Origin of the sequence: Chakrabartyella piscis, from assembly GCA_030067835.1 — a bacterium.
Taxonomy (GTDB): Bacteria; Bacillota; Clostridia; order Lachnospirales; family Anaerotignaceae; genus Chakrabartyella; species Chakrabartyella piscis.
In genome coordinates, this window is sequence record CP092441.1 from 1478464 (window position 1) to 1497681 (window position 19218).

Annotated in this window: 15 protein-coding genes; 10 read left to right on the plus strand and 5 right to left on the minus strand. The window is 37.4% G+C overall.

Annotation, left to right across the window (positions count from 1 at the left end; all coding sequences use genetic code 11):
• Positions 1-76 precede the first annotated feature (76 nt).
• The 4 genes from dtd (at position 77) to MJY40_RS06575 (ending at position 4370) form a co-directional block, all read left to right on the plus strand.
• Positions 77-529 (plus strand): D-aminoacyl-tRNA deacylase, encoded by a 453-nt coding sequence (dtd, locus tag MJY40_RS06560; RefSeq protein WP_317856193.1) that lies wholly within the window; start codon positions 77-79, stop codon positions 527-529.
• Positions 530-596: 67 nt separating this feature from the next.
• Positions 597-2039 carry a coproporphyrinogen dehydrogenase HemZ gene (hemZ, locus tag MJY40_RS06565; RefSeq protein ID WP_317856194.1) on the plus strand — a complete coding sequence of 481 codons (1443 nt, stop codon included), beginning with the start codon at positions 597-599 and terminating at the stop codon, positions 2037-2039.
• Positions 2036-3283 (plus strand): histidine--tRNA ligase, encoded by a 1248-nt coding sequence (hisS, locus tag MJY40_RS06570; protein ID WP_317856195.1) that lies wholly within the window; start codon positions 2036-2038, stop codon positions 3281-3283. Before hemZ ends, hisS begins: the two co-directional genes overlap by 4 nt.
• Positions 3284-3377: 94 nt before the next feature.
• Positions 3378-4370 (plus strand): lipoate--protein ligase, encoded by a 993-nt coding sequence (locus MJY40_RS06575; protein ID WP_317856196.1) that lies wholly within the window; start codon positions 3378-3380, stop codon positions 4368-4370.
• Positions 4371-4510: 140 nt separating this feature from the next.
• Here the strand turns inward: MJY40_RS06575 and MJY40_RS06580 are convergent, their stop codons facing one another.
• Entirely contained in the window at positions 4511-5020 is a 510-nt protein-coding gene (locus MJY40_RS06580; RefSeq protein ID WP_317856197.1) for a YehS family protein, read from the minus strand.
• Between the two features lie 286 nt (positions 5021-5306).
• Here MJY40_RS06580 and MJY40_RS06585 point away from each other — a divergent pair, with 286 nt between their 5' ends.
• Together MJY40_RS06585 and MJY40_RS06590 are read left to right on the plus strand one after the other, a co-directional pair.
• Entirely contained in the window at positions 5307-6014 is a 708-nt protein-coding gene (locus MJY40_RS06585; protein WP_317856198.1) for a LytR/AlgR family response regulator transcription factor, read from the plus strand.
• Between the two features lie 459 nt (positions 6015-6473).
• The gene (locus tag MJY40_RS06590; RefSeq protein ID WP_317856199.1) at positions 6474-7307 is read left to right on the plus strand and encodes a sensor histidine kinase; all 834 of its coding nucleotides are present in this window, start codon (positions 6474-6476) and stop codon (positions 7305-7307) included.
• 269 nt (positions 7308-7576) lie between these two features.
• On the opposite strand, the gene MJY40_RS06595 is transcribed toward MJY40_RS06590, so the two are convergent.
• Positions 7577-8464, minus strand: a complete 888-nt coding sequence (locus MJY40_RS06595) for a DegV family protein (RefSeq protein ID WP_317856200.1) — start codon at positions 8462-8464, stop codon at positions 7577-7579.
• Positions 8465-8669: 205 nt separating this feature from the next.
• Between MJY40_RS06595 and MJY40_RS06600 the strand changes: the two genes are divergently transcribed.
• From MJY40_RS06600 to MJY40_RS06610, 3 genes are read left to right on the plus strand one after another with little or no spacing between them, the layout of a single operon-like run.
• Positions 8670-10817: a DNA topoisomerase III gene (locus MJY40_RS06600; protein ID WP_317856201.1), complete on the plus strand. Its 2148-nt coding sequence runs from the start codon at positions 8670-8672 to the stop codon at positions 10815-10817.
• Positions 10818-10867: 50 nt separating this feature from the next.
• A complete protein-coding gene (locus MJY40_RS06605) occupies positions 10868-12145 on the plus strand; it encodes a methionine gamma-lyase family protein (protein WP_317856202.1) in 1278 nt (425 codons plus the stop codon).
• Positions 12145-12510 carry an ACT domain-containing protein gene (locus MJY40_RS06610; RefSeq protein ID WP_317856424.1) on the plus strand — a complete coding sequence of 122 codons (366 nt, stop codon included), beginning with the start codon at positions 12145-12147 and terminating at the stop codon, positions 12508-12510. The genes MJY40_RS06605 and MJY40_RS06610 overlap by 1 nt, the downstream gene beginning before the upstream one ends.
• Before the next feature lie 113 nt (positions 12511-12623).
• On the opposite strand, the gene MJY40_RS06615 is transcribed toward MJY40_RS06610, so the two are convergent.
• The 3 genes from MJY40_RS06615 to rsmH all read right to left on the minus strand — a co-directional run bounded on the left by MJY40_RS06615 (position 12624) and on the right by rsmH (position 17995).
• On the minus strand, positions 12624-15266 hold the full coding sequence (locus tag MJY40_RS06615; protein ID WP_317856203.1) for a calcium-translocating P-type ATPase, PMCA-type: 2643 nt from the start codon (positions 15264-15266) through the stop codon (positions 12624-12626).
• Positions 15267-15586: 320 nt separating this feature from the next.
• Positions 15587-16813 carry an MFS transporter gene (locus MJY40_RS06620; RefSeq protein ID WP_317856204.1) on the minus strand — a complete coding sequence of 409 codons (1227 nt, stop codon included), beginning with the start codon at positions 16811-16813 and terminating at the stop codon, positions 15587-15589.
• A gap of 135 nt (positions 16814-16948) precedes the next feature.
• A complete protein-coding gene (gene rsmH / locus MJY40_RS06625) occupies positions 16949-17995 on the minus strand; it encodes a 16S rRNA (cytosine(1402)-N(4))-methyltransferase RsmH (RefSeq protein WP_317856205.1) in 1047 nt (348 codons plus the stop codon).
• Positions 17996-18442: 447 nt separating this feature from the next.
• Between rsmH and MJY40_RS06630 the strand changes: the two genes are divergently transcribed.
• Entirely contained in the window at positions 18443-19165 is a 723-nt protein-coding gene (locus MJY40_RS06630) for a lysophospholipid acyltransferase family protein (RefSeq protein ID WP_317856206.1), read from the plus strand.
• Positions 19166-19218 lie beyond the last annotated feature (53 nt).

A 19218-nucleotide genomic window follows, 5' to 3' on the forward strand; every position in this document is an offset into this window, starting at 1 on the left:
ACTAGGGTGTAAATTGAACTGTCATTCAGAGGAATGAAATGACGAAGAATCTTATAGATTGGTAGCAGGAGGAAATATGAGAGCAGTTTTACAAAGAATTACAGAAGCAAACGTTGTTGTAGAAGGTGAAATGATTGGTGCAGCAGGCAAAGGCATTATGGTGCTTGTGGGTATGCTTGGCACTGACACCGACAAAACAATGGATTATATGTTGGATAAAATCATCAATTTGCGTATTTTTGAAGATGAAAATGGCAAAATGAATCTTTCTCTTTTGGATATTGCAGGAGAACTTCTCATTGTGCCAAACTTCACATTGTATGGAGATTGCAGAAAAGGTAGAAGACCAGGATATTCTTCTGGTGCAGCACCTGATGTGGCAGCGGAGTTGTTTGCAAAATTCTGTGAAAAAGCAAAAGCATTGCCTGTGAAAAAAGTGGCAACAGGTCAATTCCAAGCAGATATGAAAGTAAGCTTGGTAAATGATGGTCCTGTTACATTGCTTTTGGATAGCGAAAAACTATTCTAATCGTAGTATATATTGAAAAGATGTAGGGATGAGCATTGCTCATCCGTAAATAATAAGGAAATATAAAATGATATCATATCAATTGAAAGGTCATAGCTTGCAAAATGATGTGCAAACTATGGTACAAGTGTTTTACGCAAATGAACATTACGCTTTGGTGGAAGATGTTGCAACAGAAGGTATTACCGTCAAAAGCATATTAGAAAATGGCACAGCGGAAGCGGTGCTTTTTCTTGATGGAACCAAACAAAGAGCCTGGTCAATGGAATATTTGGAACCACTGACTCCAAAAGAATCCAGAAGACTGGTGAAACGTACTATTTATGAACTTCTCAAAGCTGAACTTAGAATTAGACCACAATGGGGGCTTTTGACTGGTGTGAGACCAGCGAAAATTGTCAGCACATTGTTGGCAGATGGTGCATCCGATGCAGAATGCTTCCGTTATTTGACAGAAGATTATTTGGTGATGCCCAACAAAGCAGAATTGACCATAAAAGTGGCAAAAGCAGAACAACGTATTTTGGAAGGAAACTCAGATGGAGATTTGAGCCTATACATTGGCATTCCTTTCTGTCCAACTAGATGCATTTATTGCTCTTTTACAGCATATCCGCTGAAACAATATGAAAAACGAGTGGATGAATATTTGGATGCTATGTGCAAAGAATTGGACTTCATTGGTGACTATGCCAAGGACTTCCAAATGAAAAATATCTACATTGGCGGTGGTACACCAACTTCTTTGAACGAAGTCCAATTGGAGCGTTTGCTCAAAAAGATAGAAGAATTGTTTGATACTTCAGACATGGAATATACTGTGGAAGCAGGCAGACCAGATACCATCACAAAGGAAAAACTTCGCTTGATGAAGGCATATGGTGTGAATCGTATTTCCATCAACCCACAGACTATGAATGAAGATACCCTAAAAGCAATCGGTAGAAAACATAGTGTAGAGGATATCAAACGTGTATTCCACGAAGCACGTGAATTGGGTCACGAAAACATCAATATGGACTTGATTTTGGGATTACCAGATGAAACAGTGGAGCATGTGGAACGTACTTTTGCTGAAATCATGAAATTACAACCAGATAATGTGACAGTGCATACATTGGCTGTGAAACGTGCTTCTCGTTTGAAAGAAGAATTTGACCAACATCAAATGACCACAGCAGAAATCTTAGACAAAATGCTTGTGGTAGCAGAAGACTATGCTAAGAAACTGCATATGGAACCATATTATATGTATCGTCAAAAAAATATGGTGGGTAATTTTGAAAATGTGGGATATTGCACTGTTGGCAAAGAGGGTGCGTATAACATTCAAATTATGGAAGAAAAACAAACGATTTTGGCAGTGGGTTGCGGTGGCAGCACCAAAACATACGATGCCAAAACAGATAAATTGGAACGTATTTTCAATGTAAAAGGTGTAGAAGAATACATTGCACGTATAGATGAAATGATTGATCGCAAACGAATCGGTTTAGGAGGACTCAAATGATACAATTGGTAAAAGGAACAAAAGATATTATGGGTGCTGAAGTGAAACTTTGGCAGGATATAGAAAAAAGAATGCGTACCATTTGCGAAACATTTGGTATTGGCGAAATTCGTACACCAGCATTTGAGTTTACAGAATTGTTTGTGCGTGGTGTTGGCGAAACAACAGATATCGTGCAAAAAGAAATGTACACCTTCACAGATGATGGCAATAGAAGCTTGACTTTGCGTCCAGAAGGAACAGCAGGTGTGGCTCGTGCTTATATCGAACACGGTATGCACAACCAAGCACAACCTACAAAATTGTACTACATTTCTCCAACCTTTCGCTGTGAAAATACACAGGCAGGTCGTCAACGTCAATTCCATCAATTTGGTGTGGAAATCCTTGGCTCCTATAGTGCAGCACAAGATGCAGAATCCATTTCTGTTGCAACCGCTTTGTTGGATGAAATGGGTATCGAAGGTGTGGAACTTCGCATCAATAGTTTGGGATGTCCAGACTGTAGAGCAGAGTACAATAGAACTTTGAAAGAATTCATTGGTGCAAATTTGGATAAACTTTGTCCAACTTGCAAAGAACGTTTTGAAAAAAATCCATTGCGTGTATTGGATTGCAAAGAAACTGGTTGTCAAGCGATCATTGCAAATGCACCTTCTGTTTTGGATTGTTTGGATGAAGAATGTACTGCTCATTTCCAAAAAGTACAAGATATTTTGACAGAAATGGAAATTCCATTTACAGTAGACCCCAAAATCGTTCGTGGTTTAGATTATTACACCAGAACTGTATTTGAATTTGTTGCAAATGGTTTGACCGTTTGTGGTGGTGGTCGATACGATAAATTGATTGAAGAATGTGGTGGCAAACCTACAGGAGCTGTTGGCTTTGGCTTGGGTATCGAACGTTTGGTTATGATTTTGGAACGTCAAAACGGTGCAATTGTCAATGAACCAAAACGTGATATTTACATCGGTTCTATGGGACAAGCTGGTCACATCAAAGCACAAGGTATGACTTTGGCACTTCGTAAACAAGGTATTCTTGCAGATTGCGATACAGTAGAACGTGGTGTGAAAGCACAAATGAAATATGCAAATAAAATTGGAGCAAGATATTCTGCAATTATTGGCGATGGGGAATTGGAAAGTGGCATCATTTCCCTCAAAGAAATGGAATCTGGTGAAAAAGAAGATGTTTCCTTGACAGATTTCGTTGCAATTGTAGCAGAAAAGTGCAAATAAAGTGAAATGCAGCAGCAAGCCACTAACCTACAATAAGTATGTGTAGGGGCGAACCTATGTGTTCGCCCGTAAATATAACCTAGGAGGAATTCACATGGCAATGGCATATTTGAAATCACCATCTACAGATCCAGCTTTCAATTTGGCATTGGAGCAATATGTTTTTGACAAAATGGATCGCAGCAAAGAATATTTTATGCTTTGGCAAAACGCAAATACAGTTGTGGTAGGCAAAAACCAAAACACTTTTGGTGAAGTGAATCCAAAAATCATCGAAGAAAAAGGCGTTACGGTTGTGCGTAGACTTTCTGGTGGTGGTGCAGTGTATCATGATATGGGGAATTTGAATTTCACTTTTATTATGGATGCAAAGGAAGTAGGCGATTTGGATATCAAATTGTTCTGCAAACCAGTGGAATCCTTGTTACAAGAATTGGGTGTAGATGCAAAAGTCAATGGTAGAAATGATATCACCATTGGCGAAAAGAAATTTTCTGGCAATTCCCAATATCTTAAAGAAGGTAGAATTATGCATCATGGTACTTTGATGTTTGATTCAGACTTGGAGTTGGTGGCAGCAGTGCTCAATGTGGCTGGTGATAAATTCCAATCCAAAGCAATCAAATCTGTAAAAAGTCGCGTCACCAATATCAAACCTTTCTTGCAAGAAGATATTACATTGGCTGATTTTGAAAATTTGCTTGTGAAACATATCCTTGGTGATGGTGCAATTGAAGAAATTACTTTGACAGAAGCTCAAATTGCAGAAGTCGAAGCAATCAAAGCAGAACGTTATGACAAATGGGAATGGAACTATGGTAGATCCCCAGAATATACAGCAATCAAAGAACGTAGAATTGATGGTTGTGGCAAAATTGAAGCACATATGAACACAAAAGAAGGTAAAATTGTAGAAATCCAATTCTTTGGCGACTTCTTTGGTATTTTGGATACTTCTGGAATGGAAGATATTCTTGTAGGTGTGGAATTGAAACGAGAAACATTGGAAGAAGCATTGGCAGATGTGGAAGTGGAGAAGTATTTCCATGGCTTGGCAAAAGAAACCTTGATTGATATTATGCTATAAAAAAGAACCCCAAAAGGGGCTCAAATGACGGTGGAGAAATCCATCGTCTTTTTTGCATATAAGTTAACATAGGGAATCCCAAACATGCACAAAATTTGTAGGGCAGTGGCTTGCTGCTGCCGTATATCTATTGAAAATGATTATCCTCTATACTGAATCGCCAAACCTTTCAAGAAGTTTCTAGCAAATTTATCGCCACATTCTTTGTAATTTTTGTGACCTTCTTTGCGGAACAATGCACCCAATTCACCCTTAGAAACAGTGATGCCAGCAGCTTTGAACACTTCCAACATATCTTCACTGGAGAAATTTAATGCAATTTTTACTTTCTTGAGCAATAAATTATTACAGTTCTTTTGGTTCATTACATAGGCAGGTGCTTGTGGTGTTTGACCTTCTTTTGGTTCTTGTTTGCCACGTTTGTAGATAATGAATCCATTCAAAAAGCTTTCCAAATTTTTGAAGGAACACAGCAAAAACTTATCTGGATTTTCCATATCTTCATCCAAAATAGAGTTTTGGCTCACCAACATTTTCTGTAAATCTTCATTATTAATTGTAACATCACCAAGTGCAAAAATTTCCATCATCACATCATCTTTGATATCAAAAGCATAACGCAAACGCACCAAAATATCATTATTATACATACAAAAGTCTCCTCATCATTCAATTCTTCACATGTTAAAGGGGTGGGAATTGAACCGAATGGGTTCAACTCCCGCCACCTTAAGGATACAGCATACCATATTATTCTTAGGTATGCAAGATATATGGAGCATATAGAGGATTATTTAAATTCAATACAAATGTGATGAACATGTGACGTAGCTTCCTTTTTTTGGAAGGTAAAACGTATTGACTCTAAAGATATTATCTGATACTATTACAATAAATTCAATACAAAAGATTAACGTTTCTAAGGGGTGAATGGATATGCAAATTGCAATTTGTGACGATTTATCAGCAGACAGAAGATTTCTTATAAAAAGTGTAAAAGAATATGGGAAAAGAAAAGGCGTTTTATGTACTACAGTGGCATATGCAAGTGGAGAAGAGCTTCTTGTAGCAATGTCAGAAAATCTGGTGTTTGATTTGATTTTTTTGGATATTTGTATGGATGGAAAAAATGGCATTGAAGTTGCAAAGGAAATACGAAAAAGGAATAAATCCATACCAATTATTTTTCTAACACTATCAGATGAGTTTGCATTGGATGCATTTTCAGTTCATGCATTTAATTATTTACTAAAGCCATTAGAAGTGGAAAAATTCAATGAAGTCATGGAAGAATTTTGTGAATACAAAATGCAACAGTCGGAAAAACTCTTTGTGATTGCAACAGAAAATGGAAATGAACGCATTGATTTAAATGATTTGATGTACTGTGAATCACAAGGGAATTATCAGTATTTGCACATGAAAAGTGGTGCTGTGTGCAAAGTTAGAACTACAATGAAATTTATTAAGGAACAGTTGGCATCTGAATCTGCGTTTGTTCCTTGTGGAAAGGCCTATATTGTAGGGTTGCAACATGTCAAAATGATGAATCGAAAATATATAATTCTAACAAACGATGTGGAAATTCCAATTCCTAGAGGAGCATATAGTTCTTTACAGCAAAAGTATTTTGGTTTTTATTAAATAAAATCAAAGCTGTGCTTCAAATTGGGATTTAAGGAGAACAATATGTTAATAATGTCAAGTTTAATTATAGTCTATCTATGTCATTCAATAGCCTTTTATACCATTAGTGAAAGGAAATATTCCACCAAAACTTCCATATGTATTTGGAGTGCCACCTGCTTGCTGTCGGTGGCTTTTGGTTTGTATGCGAGTGTTATTTTTTCAGAATCAGCAATTAAAATTTTGTACTTTAGCACTTTCTTACTATATTTTCTGATATACCTGCTGACAAACACTGGTGCAATGGGAAAGAACATATTCATTGGTATTGCTTATAGCATGGTCTTTATAATGATACTCATTGTCATTGTTTTGGGACAAAGGTATTTCACTATTTTCCCTTGGGGGCTTATAGCATATTTGGGTCTATATGGGACACTGATATATTTATATGGTCGAAGATATAGAAGAAAATTTATGCGAATCTTTGCTTATGTAGAAAAAGGTTGGTTTTCCATCAATGTCATTGCAATGATGATGTTTGTTCTGTTTTCCAATTATTGTGTAGACTTCATCAAAAGCGATTCTGAAAACATAGGTGCATTGATACATATTCTTTACTTATTTATTATGAATGCATTTGTCATTTCTGGCTTGTATAGAATGGTTGTCTTTATGAGCGAAAAAGCAAGATCCAGAGAAATGATTTTGCAAACACAATTGCTGAAAGTTCAAATTGAGCAATTGGAAGAAATTAAGACAACATATCAAAGATATCGTCATGATGAAAGACATCATAACTTGTTGATTTCAGAATTTGCAAAAAATGGACAAATAGAACAATTGCTGGAGTATGTTGGGAATTTGGAAGAAGAACAGGAAAAATGGCGTTTCGAAGAATTGTGTAATGATGATACCATCAATAGTGTTCTTGTTATCTACAAGGGGAAAGCAAGCAAACAAAACATTTTATTTCAGTCATTTGCAGTATTGCCAGCTGAATCACAATTTGCAACCATAGATTTGGCAGTCATCATTTCCAATATGTTGGAGAATGCATATCACGCAAGTTTGGTGTGTAAATCACCATTTATTACATTCCATATGCAGGAAAAGTATGGTAAATTGGTCATAGAATGTAAAAATAGTTGTAGTGAAAGTGTGGAATTCCATAATGGGATGCCAAAAGCAATAGCGGGACATGGAATTGGCACCCATAGCATGGTGAGTTATGTAAAAAAATACAATGGTGAAATTCAATTTTCCGAAGAAAAAAAGGTGTTCCAAGTCAAGATTGTGATAAATATGTAAAAAACATATAGGGATAGCGGATGCCAATTCAAAAATTTTTTATCTAAACCTAAACCTAAAACAGAGCGTTTGTTGTAATTGCAAAACGAATATATGAATTCAATCATTTAGAATGATAGGGCAGTCTGTGTGGCTGCTCTTATTTTTTTAGATAAAATTTTTAATAGTAAAATAGCCAACTGTAGGGGCTTACCTATGTGGAGCCTACATATCATACAAATCATATCACAATAAAAAAACCGCCCATAATGAGCGGTAAAAAATTAATATTAAAGTGCTGTATATTTTTTACAGTAAGCAAGACCAACCAAAAGAGGACCACCATGAGAACCCATGCAAAGACCCAATTGCACAGGAGCGTCACCAGCAACTTCATAGCCATCATCAACAAGTTCTTGCATAAATTGTTTTGCAGCATCTAATTTTTGAGAACTGGTGTAAATAACTTGCACTTGGTAATCGGATTTGTTTCCACCAACAACAGTATCTAAGTCGTTTTTCATAAATGCGAATACTTTTTTTGTACTACGCACTTTTGCAGCAGGATGCACAACACCATCGACAAGTGTCAAAATCGCTTTGATATTCAAAATATTGGAAGCCAAACCGGCAGCTTTTCCAATGCGTCCACCTTTTACCATATGATCCAAATTGTCCATGGAGAAGAACAATTTACAGTGGTTATGAGCAATGTTTTCCAATTTTTCTGCTGCCTCTACAAGAGGAACACCAGCATCACGCATAGCAATTGCTTGATGAGCAACCAAATGTTCGGAACCAGTTGCTTGCAAAGTATCCACAACACAAATTTTTGCTTCTGGATGTGCTTCTTCTAACATATTTTTTGCATTGAAAGCACTTTGATAAGAACCGCTTACGCCAGATGTCAAACAAACACAAAGGATATCATTGCCTGCTTTGATGATAGGTTCAAATACGTCCAAATAGTGTTGAATGGTTGGTTGAGAAGTCTTTGGAAATGCCGCTTCATGAATCACTTTTTCATAAAATTCATCTGTGGTCAAATCTTTGTGTTCTGTGTAAACAGTAGAACTGTCAAAGGTAACAGAGAAAGGAACCAGCTTGACATGCAAAGCTTCTGCCTGTGCCATTGTAAAATCTGTTGCACTATCTGCAACTATTTGATATGTACGCATAATAAACCTCCATATTTATAACAATAAGTAGTAGTATTGAAAACTATGTGTATATTTTATATGAAAAAGTGAGAAATGTCAATGATATTAGGAGATAGAAAGTTTGCTTTACAAGAAAAATAATGATATAATGCAACTTGTAGGGGCGGATTCCATATCCGCCCGTAAATATGTAAAAAATTGATTGATGAATTGAGGTGAAAAAATGGGTAAAATTTTGATTATAGCAGAAAAACCATCTGTGGCACGTGACATTGCAAAAACAGTTGGTGCCAACCAAAAAGGCGATGGTTGCTTGATGGGTGAAAAATACGTGGTTTCTTGGGCAATTGGTCATTTGGTGACTTTGAAAGAACCGGAAGAATATGATGAAAAATTCAAAAAATGGAATGTTGCAACTTTACCCATTTTACCAGATACAATGGAATTGAAAGCCATTGCAAAAACAAGAAGTCAATTGAAAATCCTACACAAATGGATGAATAGTAGTGAAGTGGATTCTTTGATATGTGCAACAGATAGTGGACGTGAAGGGGAGTTGATTTTCAGATATATCTATGAAATCACCAAGTGCAAGAAGCCATTTCAACGTCTTTGGATTTCCAGTATGACAGAACAAGCCATCAAAGAAGGTTTTGCAAAGTTAAAAGATGGTAAAGAATATGATTTGTTGTATCGGTCAGCAAAATGTAGGTCAGAAGCAGACTGGCTTGTGGGTATGAATGCCACTAGAGCCTATACATTACGTTATAACGTACTTCTCAGCATTGGGCGTGTGCAAACACCGACACTTGCTTTGATTGTAGAAAAACAAAAGGAAATCAATGCTTTTGTACCACAGGAATATTTTGAAGTCCAAGGAGATTTGGATGGATTCACAGCCATGTGGATTGACAAGGAAGAACAAACAAAAATTGAGAAAAAAGAAGTTGCACAGGAGATTGCAAAACGTACCAAAGGGGAAAAGGCAGTTTGTTCACGTGTGGAACAAGAAGAAAAACGTACTTTACCACCACTTCTTTATGATTTGACAGAATTGCAAAGGGAATGCAACACCAAATTTGGATATTCTGCAAAGAAAACATTGGACATTGCACAGGCGCTTTATGAAAAACGCAAAATGATTACATATCCAAGAACAGATAGTAGATATCTCAGTGATGATATGAAGGGTAAAGTACAGAAAACCATGAATTTGATGGGGAATATGGAAGCCTTCAGCAAATACATTGCTCCATTGCAATCAAAGGGTAATTTAACATTTACCAAACGTTTGGTGGACAATGGCAAAGTGACAGACCACCACGCAATCATACCGACAGATGGCAGATGGAAATTGGATTCTGTGTCAGAAGAAGAACGCAACGTATTCTTATTGGTGGCAGCCAGATTCATTGGTGTATTTTATCCTGCTTATCAATATGAAGTGACAAAAGCGTATTTTACAGTGCAAGAAGATACATTCCTATCCAAAGGGACAGTTGTGACAAATGAAGGTTGGAAAGGTGTAGAAAAAGCATTGATTCCAGCAAAACCATCGAAGAAGAAAGCACAAGAAGAACAAAAATTACCACCAATTGCAAAGAATCAACTCTTTGATATGGTGAAAACAGAAGTATTGCAAAAGAAAACTACAGCACCGAAACCATATACAGAAAGTAGTTTGTTGTCTGCAATGGAAAATGCAGGACGCTTTGTGGAAGATGAAACCTTGAAGGAACAAATGAAAGATAGCGGACTTGGCACACCAGCAACGAGAGCTGCCATTATAGAACGTTTGCTTTCTGTTGGATATTTGACTAGAAAAGGCAAAACTTTGATTCCTACAGAAAAAGGTATGGCTTTGATAGCAGTGGTTCCAAAGGAATTGTCATCACCACAAACCACAGGCAAATGGGAAAAAGGACTTTCTTCCATTGCAAAAGGAACTATGGAAGATGAGAAATTTATGGGAAGCATCAGTCGCTATGTCAGTTTTTTGGTGGGAGATGCCAAGAGTCGCAAAACGGATGTCACCTTCCCAGAAGAAAAAAGAGGTGGCAAAGGAAAACGAACACCTCAAAATACATTGGGCAAATGCCCAGTATGTAAAAAGGGTGATGTTTTGGAGCATTCCAAAGGATTTTATTGTAGCCAGTGGAAAAGTGGTTGCAAATTTACAGCTTGGAAAGATAGCCTCAAAACCAATGGTTTGGAACTGAATGAAACCATGATGAAAGAATTGTTGGAAAAAGGAGAAATTCCCAATATGGATGTGGCATTGTCACAAACAGGAGAACGTGGAACAGCAAAATTGGTATTTGCCACTGATGGCAGTGGTCGTATAGAAATCAAAGATTTTATGAGAAACTAGTAGGTAGGGGCTTGCACCTGTCGTTTCATAGATAGAAGGAGAAGATAAAAATGGGTAATATGTATCAAGAAATGGGAATTTGCAAAGAAGTAGAAGATTTTTGTCAAGATATTGCAAAGGATTTGGCGGAACGTTTTACAGAAATTGATCGAATTGCAGAACAAAATCAAATGAAAGTCATCCATGCAATGCAAAAAGAAAGAGTGGATGCAACTTGTTTTGCTGGCACCACAGGTTATGGGTATAACGATATGGGACGTGACACCTTGGAAAAGGTATATGCATCTTGTTTCCATACAGAAGCGGCTTTGGTGCGTCCACAAATCACTTGTGGTACACATGCTTTGGCAATTGCATTGTCTGCAAACTTGTTGCCAGGAGATGAACTGTTATCTCCAGTAGGCAAACCTTATGATACATTGGAGCGTATCATTGGTATCACAGAATCACCTTGTTCTTTGGCAGAATATGGCGTTTCTTATCGTCAAGTGGATTTGCTTTTGGATGGCACTTTTGATTATGATAACATTGCAAAAGCCATTACAGATAAAACAAAATTGGTCACCATTCAACGTTCCAAAGGATACCAAATGCGACCTACATTTTCGGTAAAACAAATTGGTGAACTGATTGCTTTCATCAAAAAAATCAAACCATCTGTCATTTGTATGGTGGATAATTGTTATGGTGAATTTGTAGAAGAAATGGAACCATCTGATGTAGGAGCAGATATGATGGTAGGCTCTTTGATTAAAAATCCAGGTGGCGGTTTGGCACCCATTGGCGGATATATTTGTGGTATTCAAGCTTGTATCGATCGTTGTGCATATCGTTTGTCTGCACCAGGTTTGGGTCAAGAAGTAGGTGCCAGCTTAGATGTGATGCGTTCTTTGTACCAAGGATATTTCCTTGCTCCCAATGTGGTTTCTGGAGCAATCAAAGGCGCTATTTTTGCAGCCAATATTTATGAAAAACTAGGATTTAAGGTGATTCCAAATAGCACAGAATCCAGACACGATATCATCCAAGCAGTGGAATTGGGGACTGCTGAAGGGGTCATTGCATTTTGTGAAGGTATTCAAAAAGCAGCACCTGTGGATAGCTATGTGACTCCAGAACCTTATGCAATGCCAGGATATGTTTCAGATGTCATTATGGCAGCTGGTGCTTTCATCCAAGGTTCATCCATTGAACTCAGTGCAGATGCTCCCATTAGAGAACCATATGCAGTCTTTTTCCAAGGCGGTTTGACTTGGTATCACGCAAAATTGGGGATTATGATGTCTTTGCAAAGATTGTATGAAAAAGGCTTGGTGGAGCTTGTATGATGCAACTACAAGTATTGCAACAAGAATTTGCAGTGTGTAAAGTAGAAGATTTATCTCTTGTGGATATGACAGATACGTTTTGTTTCATTGGCAAAACAGATGCAGAGATTTCTTTGGTTTGTGATGTAAGAAAAGTACCATCCAATACAATAGAAGTGGATTCTGGTTGGAAATGTTTGCGTATCCAAGGTGTTTTGGATTTTGGATTGGTTGGAATTTTGGCAAAGATTGCAATGGTTTTGGCTGAAGTAGAGGTGCCTATTTTTGCAGTCTCCACCTTTAATACAGATTATGTATTGACCAAAACAGAACATTTCCAAAAAGCAATTGTAACTTTGCAACAAAATGGATATGAAATTGTATAATCAATCAAATAGATAAAACAAAGGCGTATACTCGTTTGCATGGAGTATACGCCTTTTATACTATATGTTTGCCTTTTGTAGGGGGGATTCTATATCCACCCGCTGTCTATGCATTATTTTTGGTGAATCACAGCTTTTCGAATCAAATCCACAGGAATCATAGTAGCAGCCAAAACAAAGACCACAACCCATCCTTGGATTCCAAATGGAACACAACTGAACATTGCACCAATCCATTGACAAACCACAAATGGAACAGCAGCAGCATTGACAATCAACGCTTGGATTGCAATGATACCGATGAATACTTGCATAAATCCGGGATTGTCACCTAAATTGCGGAAGATACCAAAACCGTCATCACGCACATTGAACCCATTGAACAAAGCACCTACAATGAACAAAACGAAATATGCAGTCAAATGTTGTGCTTCATTTGCAAAGAAATTGGCAAAGAAGGGTAGTTTCAAGAAAGCAAAGCTAACCAAAATCATCCAAGCACCCATAGTGAGAATTTGCATCAACATTTCTTTACTGATGATACCATCGTTTTTATTTCGTGGTTTTTCATCCATATATTTTTCCAAAGCAGGTTCGTTACCAAGCATAATGGCACCCAAACCATCCATAACCAAGTTGACAAAGAGCAAATGGGTTACTTTGAGTGGTTCACCAACTCCAAGGAAAGGTGCAATGGCACTGACTACAACAGCCACAACATTGATCACCAATTGGAACTTGCAGAATTTCAAAATATTATGATAAATGGTTCTACCATACCAAATGGCATTTCTAATGGATGCAAAGTTATCATCCAAAATAACGATTTTACCAGCTTCTTTTGCTGCTTCGGTACCGCTACCCATTGCAAAACCAACATCAGCACGTTTCAGAGCTGGAGAATCGTTGACACCATCACCTGTCATACCCACCACAAGGTTCATTTCTTGACACAAACGTACCATACGAGATTTATCCGTTGGCAATGCACGAGCAATGACACGAATACGTGGTATGATGGCTTTGACTTCTTCATCGGTCATTTCGCCAAGCATAGCAGAGGATAGGGTTACGTCAGTGTCACTGGTTACAAGACCAGCATCCTTTGCAATGGCAACAGCTGTTTCCAAACGGTCACCTGTAATCATAACCACTTGTACACCAGCATCTTGTACATCAATAATGGCGTCTCTTGCTTCTGCACGCACATCATCACGAATCCCAACCAAACCAATGATAACGATATTTTCATGGATTTTATCTTTTTCCATAGTTTGTTCTACATATCCAAAGGACAACACACGCATTGCTTTTGTAGCCAAACCATCAATTTTGGCATTGAGAACTGCAAAATCTACAGGTTGGATGTTGCCATCTTTGTCCATATATTTGCAATTTTCTTTCAAAAGACGTTCAGGAGCCCCTTTGTAGTATGTTCTACCAGCAATTTCTGCTTGGCTAAACTTATTTGCAGAATTGAAACTTTGGGAAGCAGAAACCACAATGCTTGTGTCTGTTTTCATTTTGTTGTAAGTTTCTTCACCAATGAATTTCATAAGTGCTTGGTCTGTTGGATTGCCACCAATGACCATATGTCGATCATCAAACATAGATTGTGTGTTTTTTGCAATTGCCAAAGTAAGAGGTGTATTCAAAACATCACAAGATTGGATGTCTACATTTTCACCATCAGCAGTGAAGAACTCAACCACTTCCAACATACCTTTTGTGATGGTACCCGTTTTGTCACTGAACAAGATATTCAAAGCACCAGCAGTTTCAATGCCTTCTGCTTTACGTACAAGAACGTTGTGATCCAACATTTTGCTTGTATTTTGCATCAAAACCAAAGAAATCATCAGTGGCAAACCTTCTGGAACTGCACATACAATAATGACAACAGCCAAAGCCACAGCATCTACAAAATCAGTCAAGATGATAGGGATTTCTTGGGCAAAGTAAATGGAAGGACCACCAGCCATCATAATGAAATGAATCACATACAAAGCAGCAATTGCAATGGCACCAATATATCCAAAGGTGGAAATTTGATGTGCCAATTTAGCCATTTTGATTTTGAGAGGGGAATCTGGCTCTGCATCTTGCATTTCTTCTGCCATTTTACCCATCATGGTTTGCAAACCAACACGTCGAACATCCAAAACACCCTCACCATCAAAGACAACAGTTCCTCTAAACAAGGAATGGGCATCCACAAAAGTATCACCAGATAGCTTTTCTGCCATTTGGAAGGAATCATCAGCTGGTGTTTTTTTACATTCTTCTGTTTCGCCATTGAGAGCAGAATTGTCGATGGTAAAACCACCAGAAATCATAACACCATCTGCTGGCACTTTATCGCCTGATTGCAACAAAACTTGATCCCCAACTACAACAGCATCCACATCAATAACAGTGATTTGACCATTGCGATATACCTTACATTGGTCTTTTTTGGCATCGTTTTTCAATTGTCTATACTTGGTATCACTGGCAACGCCTGTTTTTGCAGTGACAAAAGCCACAATCAAAATTGCAAGAGCAGTACCAGCTGGTTCATAAATTTCAGAATAGCCAAAGAAGAACATGACCATCATCAAAATAGCAATCACCAACAATACACGAATCATTGGATCGCCAAAGGTTTTCTTAAATTCTTGCAAAAACGTAGTAGGTTCTGATTCCGGAATTGCATTGGAGCCGTTTTGCTTTCGTGAAAGTTCCACTTCTGGATCTGTTAAACCGTTAATTTTCATTATATTCTCCTTCAATTGGCTTCTTATCGCATTTCTATTCTTTCCATAAATTACATCACATATTCATTACATTATACTCCATTCAAAACGAATGTCAATGATATTCCTATTGATGTGTATCTTGCAAAAATGTCTGAAAAGGTTGATATTGCGTGGTTTTTGAGGTTTTGGGTAATTCTTTCAGTATTCTTAAGCTATCAAATGGATAAAGAAAACATCCCCAACCATTGTGAGGATGTTAGAAAGCCAAAAAAACTCATTATCTTTTCAGCGTCGCAGACTTTAATCCGCAGACGGAATCCTGATTTCAAGTTAGTATATTATGCCTTTTGTTCTTTTGGAACTAGGGATGCAACATATAAATTACCGAGTGATAAGAATGCTGCAAAGAAGAATACCCATTGTGGACCAAATTGCACCCAGATGAAACCACTGATTTGTGCTGCAACAATGGAAACCAAGTGATCCAAACTCAAACCGGTGGACAATGCACCAGTTACATCTTCTGGTTGTACTGCAACGCTACGCAAATACACAGATTTGATGATACCCACTTGCATAGACAAACGATCCAAAACGAATAGGGTATATACCACAAGAGCAGCCCATTTTGCATCAGGGAACCAGTTGTCAGAAATGCTCCAAACCACAAAACCATATAAGCTATATACAAAAATAAAGCTCAAAGCATCCAGATACATCATAAAACGAATCCCTTTGGTATCAATCCATTTTCCAACATAGCGGAAGAAGAACATACCTAAGAAACCAGCCAAAATAATCAACAGTGACATGGTATCGGCACCTTTTGCCAACAAATCAATGACAACCCAAGAGCCAAATACATAAGCAATTTGTTTTTGTACACCATTTAAAATGGTAAGAATGTAATATAATTTATATTCTTTACGCAATACAAAAGAGAATTTTTTCTTTGTGGAGGACTTCAAAGTGCCTTTTGTTTCTTGCAATAAATGATAAGCTACAATGGTTGCACCAACAAAAGCAATACAAGCCAACAGAAATACCCATTTGATATCTGATTGGAAAGAAAGCCAATTCATACGAAATCCAATAAACGCAACCAAACCTGAAACAAAAGTAAAAGCAGTTTTTGTACTACCATATTGACCAACACGTTTGCCTACATGTTCAGGTTCTGCCAAAGACATACCAATGGAGTCAGACAATGGCATAAACAAATGCATCCCCAAAGAGTAGATGAATAAAAAAATCAACATAATGGTAAAAGATGGTGTAAAGATACCCAAAATCAAAAGACCAATACTTGCCAAAACTTGTGCAATCAATGCGATACGCATATCACCCAAAAAGGAAAGCAAGGCGATTACAACGACACAAAGCATCCCTGGTAATTCACGGGGAAACTCAATAAAAGCACGTTGTATTGCATCTACAAAATACACTTCTTTGTAATAATTGGACAAAACAGCATCACACAAACCATTACCAAAGGCAACAAATGCCACCAATAAAATAAACAATGCAATTTTACGATTGCCAAAATATTTCACCAATATCCCCACAGAAAATCTCCTCTCAAAAAAGAACCCCTTGTTATATACTATATGTTTATGGCTCATACATAGTTCGTTTTGTATGGAAACAGATACAACCTATTGCGTTATATCGTACTATCAAATTCCACAAAAGTCAACAATTTATGCCATAATAGCCCAACGCATTTTTGTAGATCTTGCACGTGGATTACGGTTGCATTCTGTAGCAGATGGACGTACAACATCCTTTGCCACTTCCAAGTAAATTCCTTGTTTCTCCAATTCCTTGAAGGACTTTTTGACAAGTCGGTCTTCACCTGAATGGAAGGTTAGAATAGCAACACGTCCATTTTTTGCCAAAATCAAAGGCAATTTTTCAAGGAAGGTGTGAAGTACTTCAAATTCTTGGTTAACATCAATACGCAATGCTTGAAAAGTACGTTGACAGGATTTTTTAATTGCTTCTTTGCGTTCTTTTTCTGGGATGAAGAATAGAGCACCTTCAATGGCTTCTTTCAAAGCAGTTGTGGTTTCTATTTTCTTGCCTTTTTTCAAAGTGGAAATGATTTTTCTGGCAATTTGTTCTGCATAAGGTTCATCTGCATTTTCAATGAGCATTCCAGTCAATTCTTCTAAGTCGATATTTTGCAAACGTTCGGCTGCTGAAATGCCTCTTTGTGGGTTCAAACGCAAATCCAATGGACCTTCTACTTTGAAGGAAAATCCACGTTCAGGATTATCAATTTGCATGGATGAAACACCAAGGTCTGCCAAGATGTAATCGAATTTGCCTGTTGTTTCAATTAAAGTTTCGATTTCTGCAAAGTTCATGTGATGGATGGTCAAAATTTCTTCTCCATAACCCAAATCTAACAAACGTTTTTTTGTTTTTTCAATTTCGATGGGGTCAATGTCCAAAGCATGGTGATGACCTTTACCATGTAAACATTTCATCATTTCTAAGGTGTGTCCACCAAAACCGAGGGTAGCATCCAAACCAATTTGACCTTCTTGAATCTGCAAGAAATCCAAAATTTCATTGACCATAATGGAAATGTGTGTACCAGCAGGGGTACTGCCTTTGGAAATCACTTTTTCTACCACATCTTTGTATTTTTCTGGTTGGTGTTCTTTGTATTTTTCACTGAATTTTTTTGGATGTGTACCGCTGTATCGTACACGGCGCTTGTGTTCTTTCTTTTCTTCCATGGGGAACCTCTTTCTTTATATATTTTGAATTTTTTCTAGTATGCTTGTTTTGTATAGTAACGTCTGCTATTTTGTAGGGGTGACGTTTCGTCATCCGTTGTTACAATTAGAAATTAATGTTTTGTGGCATTTCATGGAGAGATGTCGAGGACGCCATCCCCTACAAAAGCATACGCCAACGCACTGTCATTCAGAGGAGCATAGCGACGAAGAATCTTGGTTTCGATTGATCCGTGAATCAATCCTACAAATGCATATTTCATTTGAAACACTTCAAAATCTTCACTATTCACTCTTAGTTCTTCACTATATTGTATATCTTATTGATTTTACAACAAAAAATGTGATTTTACAATGATGTTTTCTGTGATATAATAAATCTATTGTAACTTTAGTAAAATGAGAGTGCAACCATACACTTGGTTGATATATTCAAGGAGGGTTTATATGTTACGTTCTATTGTTTGGTATGGTAAGTTTATCATAGACTTGGTGGTAATTACACCGAAACTGAAAAAAAGTGCCACAATATTGGAAAAAGAAGGACAACAAGCCTATGATGACTTTGTATTTCCAGTGGTTGAAAAATGGGCAGCTGGACGTTTGGTGGATTCTGGTGCAGATATTGTAATTCACAATCCAGAGCGTATTCCACAGGACATCAATGTGTTGTTTGTCAGCAATCACCAAGGAAACTTCGACATTCCTATTTTTATTGCTAAAATTCCAAAACGAGTGGGCTTTGTTGCAAAAATCGAAACCACAAAACTACCACTGATTCGTGACTGGATGAAAGCAATTCGCTGTGTGTTCCTTGATAGAAACGATATGAAACAATCCATGAAAACCATTATAGAAGCCATTGGTATTCTAAAAGAAGGATATTCCATGGTGGTATTTCCAGAAGGTACCAGAGCAAAAGGTGGACCTATGGGTGAATTTAAGGCAGGTAGCTTCAAGTTGGCAACCAAATCCAATGTACCCATTGTACCAGTGACCATTTGTGGTTCTTACAAATTGATGGAATCCAATAATAATAAAATCAAACCAGCACATGTGGATGTGTATATCCATGAACCAATTGTGGTTGCTGGTATGAGTCGTGAAGAACAAAATGCTTTACACACAAGGGTAGAAGCAATTGTTAAAAGTAAATTAACAGAAGCATAATTGCATTTAGATACAAAAAATCCCATCTACCAAATCACTGGCAGACGGGATTT

What these genes read in the sequence shown, in the direction of transcription:
- MJY40_RS06595 (WP_317856200.1), bottom strand. Translation starts at nt 8,464, where the DNA reads ATGCGTACATATCAAATAGTTGCAGATAGTGCAACAGATTTTACAATG.
- MJY40_RS06605 (WP_317856202.1), top strand. Translation starts at nt 10,868, where the DNA reads ATGGGTAATATGTATCAAGAAATGGGAATTTGCAAAGAAGTAGAAGAT.
- dtd (WP_317856193.1), top strand. Translation starts at nt 77, where the DNA reads ATGAGAGCAGTTTTACAAAGAATTACAGAAGCAAACGTTGTTGTAGAA.
- MJY40_RS06615 (WP_317856203.1), bottom strand. Translation starts at nt 15,266, where the DNA reads ATGAAAATTAACGGTTTAACAGATCCAGAAGTGGAACTTTCACGAAAG.
- MJY40_RS06575 (WP_317856196.1), top strand. Translation starts at nt 3,378, where the DNA reads ATGGCAATGGCATATTTGAAATCACCATCTACAGATCCAGCTTTCAAT.
- hemZ (WP_317856194.1), top strand. Translation starts at nt 597, where the DNA reads ATGATATCATATCAATTGAAAGGTCATAGCTTGCAAAATGATGTGCAA.
- MJY40_RS06580 (WP_317856197.1), bottom strand. Translation starts at nt 5,020, where the DNA reads ATGTATAATAATGATATTTTGGTGCGTTTGCGTTATGCTTTTGATATC.
- MJY40_RS06610 (WP_317856424.1), top strand. Translation starts at nt 12,145, where the DNA reads ATGCAACTACAAGTATTGCAACAAGAATTTGCAGTGTGTAAAGTAGAA.
- MJY40_RS06590 (WP_317856199.1), top strand. Translation starts at nt 6,474, where the DNA reads ATGCGAATCTTTGCTTATGTAGAAAAAGGTTGGTTTTCCATCAATGTC.
- rsmH (WP_317856205.1), bottom strand. Translation starts at nt 17,995, where the DNA reads ATGGAAGAAAAGAAAGAACACAAGCGCCGTGTACGATACAGCGGTACA.
- MJY40_RS06585 (WP_317856198.1), top strand. Translation starts at nt 5,307, where the DNA reads ATGCAAATTGCAATTTGTGACGATTTATCAGCAGACAGAAGATTTCTT.
- hisS (WP_317856195.1), top strand. Translation starts at nt 2,036, where the DNA reads ATGATACAATTGGTAAAAGGAACAAAAGATATTATGGGTGCTGAAGTG.
- MJY40_RS06630 (WP_317856206.1), top strand. Translation starts at nt 18,443, where the DNA reads ATGTTACGTTCTATTGTTTGGTATGGTAAGTTTATCATAGACTTGGTG.
- MJY40_RS06600 (WP_317856201.1), top strand. Translation starts at nt 8,670, where the DNA reads ATGGGTAAAATTTTGATTATAGCAGAAAAACCATCTGTGGCACGTGAC.